General features: G+C 42.0%; 8 protein-coding genes. 6 read left to right on the forward strand and 2 right to left on the reverse strand.

Annotated features, from left to right (window positions below; all coding sequences use genetic code 11):
- Positions 1 to 52 precede the first annotated feature (52 nt).
- From rluF to ACR2F7_RS01885, 3 genes are all read left to right on the forward strand, one after another.
- On the forward strand, positions 53 to 1,078 hold the full coding sequence (gene rluF, locus ACR2F7_RS01875; RefSeq protein ID WP_432711913.1) for a 23S rRNA pseudouridine(2604) synthase RluF: 1,026 nt from the start codon (positions 53 to 55) through the stop codon (positions 1,076 to 1,078).
- A gap of 75 nt (positions 1,079 to 1,153) precedes the next feature.
- Positions 1,154 to 2,218: a 23S rRNA (adenine(2503)-C(2))-methyltransferase RlmN gene (gene rlmN, locus ACR2F7_RS01880; RefSeq protein ID WP_432711914.1), complete on the forward strand. Its 1,065-nt coding sequence runs from the start codon at positions 1,154 to 1,156 to the stop codon at positions 2,216 to 2,218.
- 93 nt (positions 2,219 to 2,311) lie between these two features.
- Entirely contained in the window at positions 2,312 to 3,013 is a 702-nt protein-coding gene (locus ACR2F7_RS01885) for a ComF family protein (RefSeq protein WP_432711915.1), read from the forward strand.
- A 282-nt stretch (positions 3,014 to 3,295) separates the two neighbouring features.
- Here ACR2F7_RS01885 and ACR2F7_RS01890 read toward each other — a convergent pair whose 3' ends face one another.
- On the reverse strand, positions 3,296 to 5,629 hold the full coding sequence (locus tag ACR2F7_RS01890) for an ATP-binding protein (protein WP_432711916.1): 2,334 nt from the start codon (positions 5,627 to 5,629) through the stop codon (positions 3,296 to 3,298).
- A 48-nt stretch (positions 5,630 to 5,677) separates the two neighbouring features.
- Positions 5,678 to 6,949 (reverse strand): serine hydroxymethyltransferase, encoded by a 1,272-nt coding sequence (glyA, locus tag ACR2F7_RS01895; protein ID WP_432711917.1) that lies wholly within the window; start codon positions 6,947 to 6,949, stop codon positions 5,678 to 5,680.
- A gap of 157 nt (positions 6,950 to 7,106) precedes the next feature.
- Between glyA and dxs the strand changes: the two genes are divergently transcribed.
- The 3 genes from dxs to ACR2F7_RS01910 all read left to right on the forward strand — a co-directional run.
- Positions 7,107 to 9,035 carry a 1-deoxy-D-xylulose-5-phosphate synthase gene (gene dxs, locus ACR2F7_RS01900; RefSeq protein WP_432711918.1) on the forward strand — a complete coding sequence of 643 codons (1,929 nt, stop codon included), beginning with the start codon at positions 7,107 to 7,109 and terminating at the stop codon, positions 9,033 to 9,035.
- Between the two features lie 151 nt (positions 9,036 to 9,186).
- Entirely contained in the window at positions 9,187 to 9,498 is a 312-nt protein-coding gene (locus tag ACR2F7_RS01905; RefSeq protein ID WP_432711919.1) for a hypothetical protein, read from the forward strand.
- A gap of 76 nt (positions 9,499 to 9,574) precedes the next feature.
- Positions 9,575 to 10,732, forward strand: a 1,158-nt coding sequence (locus tag ACR2F7_RS01910) for a sigma-54-dependent transcriptional regulator (protein WP_432711920.1), incomplete at its 3' end; no start/stop codon positions are given.

Consider the following 10,732-nt stretch of genomic DNA (forward strand, 5'->3'; position numbering starts at 1 on the left):
AGGGTTTAAATTGCTTTTCTTTGCAAAAAGAAATTCAATTTAAACTTTTCCCATGTCTGATAACAATACAAGATTAAATAAATACATAAGCGAAAGCGGTCTATGCTCCAGAAGAGCAGCAGACAGACATATTGAGCAGGGTAATGTATTCATTAATGGTAGAAAAGCCAAAATTGGCGATAAAATTATTTTTGGAGATATTGTTGTCGTTAACGGACAAACAATAGAACCTAAAGAAGCGGAGAACTCTATCCTCTTGGCCTTCAACAAGCCTACAGGAATCACCAGCACCACAGAACCTGGTGTAAAAAGCAATATTGTAGATTACGTTAACCATAGTGAACGCGTGTTCCCTATTGGTCGTTTAGATAAAGATTCCCAGGGTTTAATTTTCCTGACCAATAACGGAGACCTTGTTAACAAAATTTTAAGAGCAGGTAATAACCACGAAAAAGAATATGTAGTTACTGTCAATAAACCCATTACAGAAGGTTTTATTGAAGGCATGTCCAAAGGTGTCCCTGTATTAGGGGTGATGACTAAAAAATGTAAAGTCGTTAAAGAAACACCACTGATTTTCAAAATCACGCTTATCCAAGGCTTGAACAGACAGATCAGAAGGATGTGTGAATATTTCGGTTATGAAGTGACCAAACTGGAGCGCACCAGGATCATGAACATCAGCCTTAAAGGTTTACCTTTAGGCGAGTGGAGAGAACTGACCCCTGCAGAGATGGAAAGCATCAACCAAATGGTGGCCAAGTCAAGCTCAGAAAAAAGTGTTGAACCACGCAGAATTGTTAAAAAAGCAAAGGCTGCCAAAGATGAGGTTGAACCTTTGATTACTAAAGACAGACGTGCTTTTTCTAAACCAGGCCGTGCCGGTGCAAAAGGTGCAGCCGCGAAAACACGTGGCACTGGTGCAGGTGCAGGAACGGGCAGAACAGCAAAGCCTAAACCGGCTGCAGGTGGCAGAAGCTCAGGTGCACCAAGCAACGACTGGAATAAAAGCAATGGCCCATCAAGAAGACCGGTAAGACCTACAAAAGGTAAATCGGGCACACCGGGTAAAAAGTAGAAAAGCTGTCAGGATGGGCTGATTATTAAGCCCTAATGACAATACTTCATATAATTTAGGTAACTTTGCAGCCAAATGGCTACGATCAAAAAAACAGATATTCGTGCGCTGGATTTAACACAATTACAGCAACACTTCAGCTCTATTCATGAACCTACTTACCGGGCGAAGCAGGTTTATCAATGGCTATGGGAAAAATCTGCCCGCACTTTTGCGGAGATGAGTAACCTTAGTAAAGACCTCAGACAGAAGCTTGATGAGCACTTTGCCATCAATGTAGTGGAGGTTAACAACTCCCAGTTCAGCAACGACCATACCATCAAAAATACCTTCAGGTTATACGATGGAAATATCGTTGAAGGGGTATTGATTCCCATGGAAGAGCGGATGACGGCCTGTGTAAGTTCACAGGTAGGCTGCAGTTTAACCTGTAAGTTTTGCGCTACAGGTTATATGGACAGGAAAAGAAACCTCAATGCCGATGAGATTTACGATCAGGTAGTTTTAATTGACCAGCAGGCCAGAAAAAACTATAACGTACCCTTAACGAATATCGTTTACATGGGTATGGGCGAGCCCTTACTGAACTACGCCAATGTCATGAAATCTATTGAACGGATAACAGCACCCGATGGCTTGAACATGGCCTCTAAACGCATTACCGTTTCCACAGCAGGGATTGCTAAAATGATCAAAAAACTGGGTGATGACGGCGTTAAATTTAACCTTGCGCTTTCCCTTCATGCAGCAAACGACATTAAACGCAATGAGATTATGCCTATTACAGAGCATAACACTTTAAAAGCCCTTGCTGAAGCCCTTAAATACTATTACTCCAAAACAAAAAACCCCATCACTTACGAGTATATTGTTTTCAATAACTTTAATGATGAGCTGGAAGATGCCAAAGACCTGGTTAAATTCTGCAAACACGTTCCCTGTAAAGTCAATTTAATTGAATACAATCCTATTCAATTTGCAGACTTCATCAATGCTGAAGGTGATAAAATTGATGCTTTCTCTAACTACCTTAAAAGCCAGGGAATCAACACCAATATCAGAAGAAGCCGCGGAAAAGACATCGATGCGGCCTGTGGTCAGCTCGCAGTAAAAGATGGCGAGAAACTCAGCGCAGAATAACAACCAAGGCCGCTGCATTAAATTTAAGGTTAAATTTCTAGTCAAAAGTAGCAAAAACATCACTATGACGAAAAAATATCCTTACCTTGGTTTATGCTCCTCACTTTACAAAATTTAATCAAAGATTTCACCAGTCTGCTGTACCCACGGCTCTGTCAGGCTTGTGAAAAACCACTCCATAAAGGAGAAAACGAAATATGTCTGAAGTGCGAGTTCAGCCTTCCCTATACAGATTTTCATCTTTACCCAAACAACCCCTTAGCTAAACAGTTTTGGGGCAGAGCGCCTATCCATCGGGCTATGGCACTGCTCTATTTTACCAAAGACAGCAGAACACAACACCTCATGCACCGCATCAAATATAAGAACCAGCCACAGGTAGGCTTTCTTTTAGGAGAAATGATCGGAGAACGCTTAAAAATAAGTGAGGACTATAAAGATATCGACTTTATCATACCAGTACCGCTGCATGAAAAGCGAAGACGAACAAGGGGCTACAACCAAAGTGAATATATCGCCAATGGCATTGCCCGGGTATTGAACATCCCTGTTAAAAAAAATGTGCTGATCAAGTACAAGGAAACCAAAAGCCAGACTAAAAACGAAAGAATCAAAAGGTTTGAGAACCTCGAAAATGTCTTTATGGTTTTACAACCAGAGCACATCACAGGCAAGCACCTGTTGATGGTAGATGATGTGGTCACTACTGGTGCCACCTTAGAAGCCTGCCTCCTTACACTCCAGCATCACCATCCTGCTAAAATAAGTTTAGCTACAGCAGCCTACACAAAATAACTGGTTTTCAGCGACCTATGAATTCACTAAATCTTTTTTAAATAATTTTCACAAAAGATGTGGTGAATTCAAATATTTTTTGTTCCTTTGTGGCGAGAGCGTTAATTTAAGGGTCGATAATCTTCGGATATGTCGGCCCTTTCTTCATTTTATAGCTTTCTGTAATTTTACTATTCTTATAAAACATCTTTACAAGAATTATAAAAACATAAAGCACGGCATTTTATGCCAAAACATTTACATGTTCAGGAACACGCTCCATCAATTATTCCCGAAATTTAATTAGATACTCAGGTAATCCACCAGAATTTGCTTCAGCAAAGGCGGACTCAAGGGTTTTAGCAAATGTCCACTCATCCCACTGTTTTCAAAACTTTCATGTTCATCTGCCATAGTAGAGGCTGTTAGGGCAATAATAGGTAAGGTTTTGAAATAATCACCCTCCAGACTTCTAATGATTCGTGTGGCTTCAAAGCCATCCATATCCGGCATTCTTACATCCATAAAAACAAGATCGAATGCACCGTTTCTCACTTTATCAATCGCCTCACGCCCATTATTGGCAACCTCTGTCAGCAAACCCCACTTGTTCAACATGCGCTTTGCTATCAGCACATTGATGTCATTGTCGTCTACCACCAAAATTCTCTTTGCTTTAAATACCTCGGGGGTCTGTTCTGCACAAGCGCCCGCATTGGCATTAACAGGAATTTTATCAAAAGCAATATGGAAAGAAAATACAGATCCCTGGCCTTCCGCACTTTCTACTACAATCTCAGAGCCGTACAACTGCAACAGCTTTTTGGTAATAGCAAGGCCTAAACCTGTACCCCCATATTTTCTGGATATATCAGACTTTGCCTGGGTGAAGGATTCAAATATGTATTTCTTTTTATCAGCAGGGATGCCGATGCCGTTATCTTTAACCTCAAAAAATAACACTACATTCTGCTCACGCTCCATCTTCAGTTTCACAGAAAGCTCCACAAGGCCATTTTCTGTAAATTTCAAAGCATTGCCCAGTAAGTTCATCAACACCTGGTAAAGGCGCGTTTTATCGCCAAGCAGCCTTTCCGGAATAGCCTCATCATAAACAAGGTTCAGCTTATTGTTTCTTTTAGACACATTGACTTGCAGCGACGTTAAAATATCTTTCACCAGGGCGGCTAAGCTAAAAGGAATAGCTTCCAGTTGCAGGTTTCCTGTTTCTATTTTTGTAAAGTCCAGAATGTCGTTAACAATCTGCAGCAGGTTTTCACCAGAAAATTTCAGAATATTGAGGTCATCAAGCTGCGAAGGTTTAGGGTCATTATCAATCAGCAGGTGGGTCATGCCCAAAATAGCATTCAGGGGCGTTCTTATTTCATGGCTCATCACCGACAAGAACATTTCTTTGGCCTCACTCAATTGCAATGCCTGTTCCTTGGCCTCCATCATCTCCTGTTCTGCCAGTTTCTTATCCGTAATGTCAATGATAATTTCCACCTCGGCACTCACCTTCCCCGCATCATCGAAAACAATGGTATTGTAGATAGAAAGCCAGATGGGTTTTTTATCTTTTCTATAGGCTAAAAGGTCAATGGTAAAACTCTGGAGCTGCCTGTTCAGTTCACGGGCCTTTTCAATTAAGTCAATATCGGTTTTGGGACCGGCAATCAGGTCGCCTAAACGGCGGCCTTTTAAATCATCCAGTGTAAAACCAGTAATATTTTCAAAAGCAGCATTTACCCAGGTCACATGGTTATTGGCGTCATTAATTACGATGGCATTATTCACTTTACTGGCAACATAAGAAAGGTTCAGGAGCTCACTTTCCACCCTTTTACTTTTTGTGATATCCCTGCCGTAAGTATACCATTGGTCATTCCTGACCACCATATTGCAGGCCAGCAGCCTCACATGCCCCACTTTACTCACCACCTTGAAATCAAGCTGAAAATCTTTCTTATGGCTTTTCAAGCCTGATTCCAGAAATTCGGTCACGCCAGCAAGATCTTCCTCATGGATCACATCCCAAATGGTCATTTTCATGGCCTCCTGTACGGTATAACCCAAAATAGGCACTACAGCATCATTAATAAACAATACCTGTCCATTAAAGTCTAAAATACAATGAATTTCGGGTGATATAGCAGACATGGAGCGCAGCTCCTCAAATCGCCGGGTTTTAACAAGTAAGTCAAGTTCACTTTTCTTCAGCAACAGGTGTGTAACTACCTGAGCTGCTAAAACCAGCATGGCTTCCCGCTGTTCTTCATTTAAAGATTTAGGAGCATCGCCAAAAACACAGATGGCACCAAGGGTGGCACCATATTCATCCATTAAAGGTGCACCTGCAAAAAAACGAATCGCAGCATGCGCTTTAACAAAATCATGCTGCTTAAATTGTTCTAAATTTAAAGTGTCGGAGATTTCAACGATACCTTCCCCTTTAATCGCCAGTTCAGCAAAAGAAAAATCTTCCTCCGCGCTGCTTTGCGCAGTACCAAAAGAGGCTTTAACCTGGGTTTGCTCCTTCTCAATTAACACTAAAACTGCACGGGAAACGCCACAAATTAAAGCAGCCAATTTACATAAATTATCAAACTGGTCTTTTAACTCCTTTTCACTAAACATTCATACAATTTAAGCTAGCATAACAAAATCTAAGCCAATAGATCGTAATTATTTATATAAAGGAAAGCTTTTCGCTAATTCTAAAACCTGCGATTTTACGCCTGCCAAATGACTTTCATCTTCAGGCTTAGTCAATACTGCATCAATCAAGTCAACAATCAGTGTCATTTGCTCCTCTTTAAAGCCACGGCTTGTAATAGCAGCAGTTCCCACACGGATTCCTGAAGTCACAAAAGGCGATTTATCATCAAAAGGCACCATATTTTTATTAACGGTAATATCCGCTTTCCCTAAAGCATTTTCAGCAGCCTTACCAGTAATGTTTTTATTGCGAAGGTCAATCAGCATCATGTGGTTATCCGTACCACCAGAGATAATTCCATAACCTTTAGCCATAAAAGCAGCAGCCATAGCGCTGGCATTAACTTTCACTTGTTTAATATAGGCTAAATATTCATCACTCAAAGCTTCACCAAAAGCGATCGCTTTAGCGGCAATGATGTGTTCTAATGGTCCACCTTGAGTTCCTGGGAAAACAGCCATATCCAATACAGATGACATCATTCTCACTTCACCTTTTGGCGTTTTCAATCCGAAAGGATTTTCGAAATCTTTGCCCATCATGATCATACCACCACGAGGACCACGTAAAGTTTTATGTGTTGTTGTGGTTACAATATGGCAATGTGGAAGTGGATTATCTAATAAACCACGGGCAATCATCCCTGCAGGGTGAGAAATATCTGCTAATACCAAGGCACCGATCTGGTCAGCTACCTTACGGATAAAAGCATAATCCCATTCTCTGGAATAGGCCGAAGCACCACAAATAATTAATTTCGGACGTTCCGCTAAAGCTATTTCTTCCAGTTTGGCATAGTCAATTAAGCCGGTTTCTTTTTTAACCCCATAAAATAATGGCTGGTATAATTTACCAGAAAAGTTAACCGGAGAACCATGCGTTAAGTGGCCACCATGAGCAAGGTCAAAACCTAAAATTTTGTCGCCCGCTTGTAAAACACCTAATAACACAGCAGCATTCGCCTGTGCCCCAGAGTGTGGCTGCACATTTACCCATGCAGCGCCAAAAAGCTCTTTTGCACGGTCAATAGCAATATTTTCTACATCATCAACCACTTCACAACCGCCATAATAGCGTTTACCCGGCAAACCCTCAGCATATTTATTGGTTAAAACTGAGCCTGCAGCTTCCATTACCTGTTTGCTAACAAAGTTTTCTGAAGCTATCAATTCAAGGCCATTTTCCTGTCGATTTAATTCTTTGTCAATCAAATCAAAAATTAAGGTATCACGTTTCATTTTATATAAATATGTAATTTGTATGCATCATGCGCGGTAAAAATAAGGTAAAAAATTGTTTACAACAATCTTAATCCATGATTGTTGTAGCAATAGTTAAAATATGCTTATAATATTAAACAAAATCCCTTACTTTGTAGATTCGAATTAAACCCATATGGAAGAAATAAAGTGTCCATTATTACCCAATATCAATTACCCTATTGATTTAAAGGCATATAAGGAAGAAGACCTGGAACAAATTTGTCAAGAACTTCGCCAGTATATTATTGATGTTGTGAGTGTTAATGGCGGTCATTTTGGCGCTAGCCTAGGTGTGGTTGAACTCACCGTTGCCTTACATTACACCCTCAACACCCCTTACGATAAATTGGTGTGGGATGTTGGACACCAGGCTTATGGGCATAAAATCCTGACCGGCAGAAAATCCGTATTTCATACCAACCGCTTGCTTCATGGCATCAGTGGCTTTCCAAAAATGGCGGAAAGTGAGTATGATACCTTTGGCGTCGGCCACTCTTCTACTTCCATCTCTGCGGCTTTGGGCATGGCTGTCGCTTCCCAGTTAAAAGGGGAAACCAACCGCCAGCATGTTGCCGTTATTGGCGATGGGGCAATGACTGCCGGCTTAGCTTTCGAAGGCTTAAACCATGCAGGGATCGCCAATTCCAACCTCCTGGTTATCTTAAACGACAACTGTATGTCGATAGATCCCAATGTAGGTGCCTTAAAAGAATACCTTACCAGCATCACTACTTCAAAATCATATAACCGCTTCAGGGACGATGTTTCCAATGCGCTGATTAAACTTTCAGAGCTTGGCCCTAATGCACATAACTTCGTTAAGAAAATCGAGAAAAGCATCAAAGGCACACTGCTTAAACAAAGCAACCTTTTTGAAGCCCTTAATTTCAGGTACTTTGGTCCTGTAGATGGCCATGATGTTAAAAAACTAGCCTCCATTATCAAAGATCTTTCTGCCATTCCGGGTCCTAAACTTTTACACTGTGTTACGGTTAAAGGAAAAGGATTTGCACTTGCAGAAAAGGACCAGACCAAATGGCATGCTCCGGGTCTGTTTGATAAAATTACCGGCGAAATCAAACAAACGATCAATGAAAAACCGCAGCCGCCAAGGTACCAGGATGTTTTCGGACATACCTTAGTAGAACTGGCTGAAGCAAATCAAAATATTGTGGGGATCACCCCGGCTATGCCTTCAGGCTCATCGATGAATATCATGATGAAAGCGATGCCTAAACGGGCATTCGACGTGGGCATTGCAGAACAGCATGCTGTTACTTTCTCTGCAGGCCTGGCCTCACAGGGCTTAGTACCATTCTGTAATATTTACTCCAGCTTTATGCAAAGGGCATTCGACCAGGTGATACACGATGTGGCTATCCAGAACTTGAATGTGGTCTTTTGTTTAGACCGTGGCGGTATTGCCGGTGCCGATGGTGCTACGCATCATGGTGCTTATGACCTTGCCTTTATGCGCTGCATTCCTAACATGACTGTTGCCGCACCCATGAATGAAGAAGAATTGCGCAACCTGATGTACACAGCTCAACTGCCAGACCAGGGACCTTTTTCTATCCGTTACCCACGTGGTAAGGGTGTCATGCCTGATTGGAGAAGACCTTTCAAAGCGCTCGAAATAGGTAAAGGACGCAAAATCTGCGATGGTGAAGATGTAGCCCTGGTGACCATTGGCCATGTCGGTAATTTTGCTGTTGCCGCCTGTAAGGAGCTTAACAGTGATGGTATCCACCCTGCACATTACGACCTGCGTTTTGTAAAGCCTATTGATGAGGCCATGTTACACGAGGTATTCAAACGCTATAAAAATGTCATCACTGTTGAAGACGGCTGTTTACCTGGCGGGATGGGTTCTGCAGTGCTGGAATTTATGGCCGATCACCAGTATAAAGCGAATGTGGTTCGCCTTGGTATTCCTGATGAAGTGGTAGAACATGGTGAACAGGCAGAACTTTGGTCTATCTGTGGCTATGACACTGCAGCTATTATTTCCACGGTAAGGTCTATGGCCATCAGCAGAACCACTTCAACTATGGCATCGTAGCAACAACCTGTGGAACTTATCCCCAATAAAAAGATTATAAAAGTTGATGAAAGCCCTTTTAACGCTGTTTAAAGCCATTAGCAAACCTTGGCACAGTTATGTATTACTACTTATTACAATTAACATGAATCATTAATTTAAATAAATAGTTATGAAAAAGTTCATTTTATCAGCAGCATTTTTAGCTTTCGCAGGAATTGCAACAGTACAAGCAAACGAAGTTAACACTCCAGCAATGATTACTGTTCAACAAGACAGCACTACTAAAACTCCTGTTAAATTAGAAGAACTGCCTGATGCTGTAAAAGCAACATTGCAGTCAGATCCTTATAAAGAATGGGTACCCACTGCAGCATTTTTAGTTACTGCAGCAGACAAATCTGAATACTATCAAATTGATGTTAAAAAAGGTGAAGAAACCGCTTCATTAAACGTTGGTAAAGACGGAGTTGTAAAACAATAATCCCAATATAAATTAATTAATACAAAAGCCGGATATTGTTCCGGCTTTTGTATTTTTGTGGTATACGACAATACCTATGGCAAAAATACTGATTATTGAAGATGATTTAACGTTCTCTCAGTTATTAGAAGGCTTCCTTCGCAAGCATGGACACCAGGCTACTGCAGTGCATGATGTAAAAAAGAGCCTTAGCTTATTGGCACAGGAAGATTTTGATTTACTGCTTGTAGATTATCGCCTGCCAGACGGCACCGGCCTTGATGTACTCACCCATGTGCGCCAACAAGGCTCTACTATGCCTTTCATTATCATGACCAGCTTCAATGATGTGCGCACCGCTGTGAAGTCCATCCGCATGGGTGCATTTGACTATATCACCAAGCCCGTTAATCCTGAAGAGCTGCTGATGCTCCTGCAAAATGCACTCCAGTCAAGCAGCGCTACCCCCAAACCAACAGAAAACCTGCAGCATGCAGACACCATTAAAGGTAAAAGTGCTACTGCAGATAAATTATACGAACACATCAGCCTGGTGGCCCCAACAGACATGTCTGTCGTTATCCAGGGCGAAAGTGGCACCGGAAAAGAATATGCTGCGCGGGCCTTACACCTGCAGAGCAAAAGAAAAGATAAACCTTTTGTGGCTATCGACTGCGGTGCGCTCTCTAAAGAGCTTGCTGCCAGTGAACTCTTTGGTCATGCAAAAGGCGCCTTTACAGGGGCCCTTACTGACAAAAAAGGACAATTTGAAGCCGCCAATGGTGGCACTCTTTTCTTAGATGAGGTGGGCAACCTTAGTTATGAGGTGCAGGTAAAACTGCTCCGTGCCCTGCAGGAAAGAGTGATCCAGCCCCTGGGCAGCACAAAAAACATTCCTGTTGATGTAAGGATTATTTCTGCTACAAATGATGAATTGCTACAAAGTGTAAGCAAGGGCAGCTTCCGCGAAGACCTGTACCACCGCCTAAACGAATTCAAAATCCAACTCCCTGCCCTGCGCGACCGTGGTCAGGATATCGAACTTTTCATCACTCATTTTGTAGAAACGGCCAACACCCAGCTCGACAGAAAAGTAAAGCACATTTCTCCAGCCGCCAAAAACCTGCTTGTTAAATACGACTGGCCAGGAAACCTGCGCGAGCTCCGTAATGTTATCAAAAGAATGGTTTTGTTAAGCCCCGGCGATACGGCCGAAGTTTCTTCCCTGCCAGATGAAATGATCCTGGCGGTTAAT

The organism is Pedobacter sp., from assembly GCF_045628745.1.
Lineage (GTDB): Bacteria > Bacteroidota > Bacteroidia > Sphingobacteriales > Sphingobacteriaceae > Pedobacter.

What these genes read in the sequence shown, in the direction of transcription:
- glyA (WP_432711917.1), bottom strand. Translation starts at nt 6,949, where the DNA reads ATGAAACGTGATACCTTAATTTTTGATTTGATTGACAAAGAATTAAAT.
- ACR2F7_RS01885 (WP_432711915.1), top strand. Translation starts at nt 2,312, where the DNA reads ATGCTCCTCACTTTACAAAATTTAATCAAAGATTTCACCAGTCTGCTG.
- dxs (WP_432711918.1), top strand. Translation starts at nt 7,107, where the DNA reads ATGGAAGAAATAAAGTGTCCATTATTACCCAATATCAATTACCCTATT.
- ACR2F7_RS01905 (WP_432711919.1), top strand. Translation starts at nt 9,187, where the DNA reads ATGAAAAAGTTCATTTTATCAGCAGCATTTTTAGCTTTCGCAGGAATT.
- ACR2F7_RS01890 (WP_432711916.1), bottom strand. Translation starts at nt 5,629, where the DNA reads ATGTTTAGTGAAAAGGAGTTAAAAGACCAGTTTGATAATTTATGTAAA.
- rluF (WP_432711913.1), top strand. Translation starts at nt 53, where the DNA reads ATGTCTGATAACAATACAAGATTAAATAAATACATAAGCGAAAGCGGT.
- rlmN (WP_432711914.1), top strand. Translation starts at nt 1,154, where the DNA reads ATGGCTACGATCAAAAAAACAGATATTCGTGCGCTGGATTTAACACAA.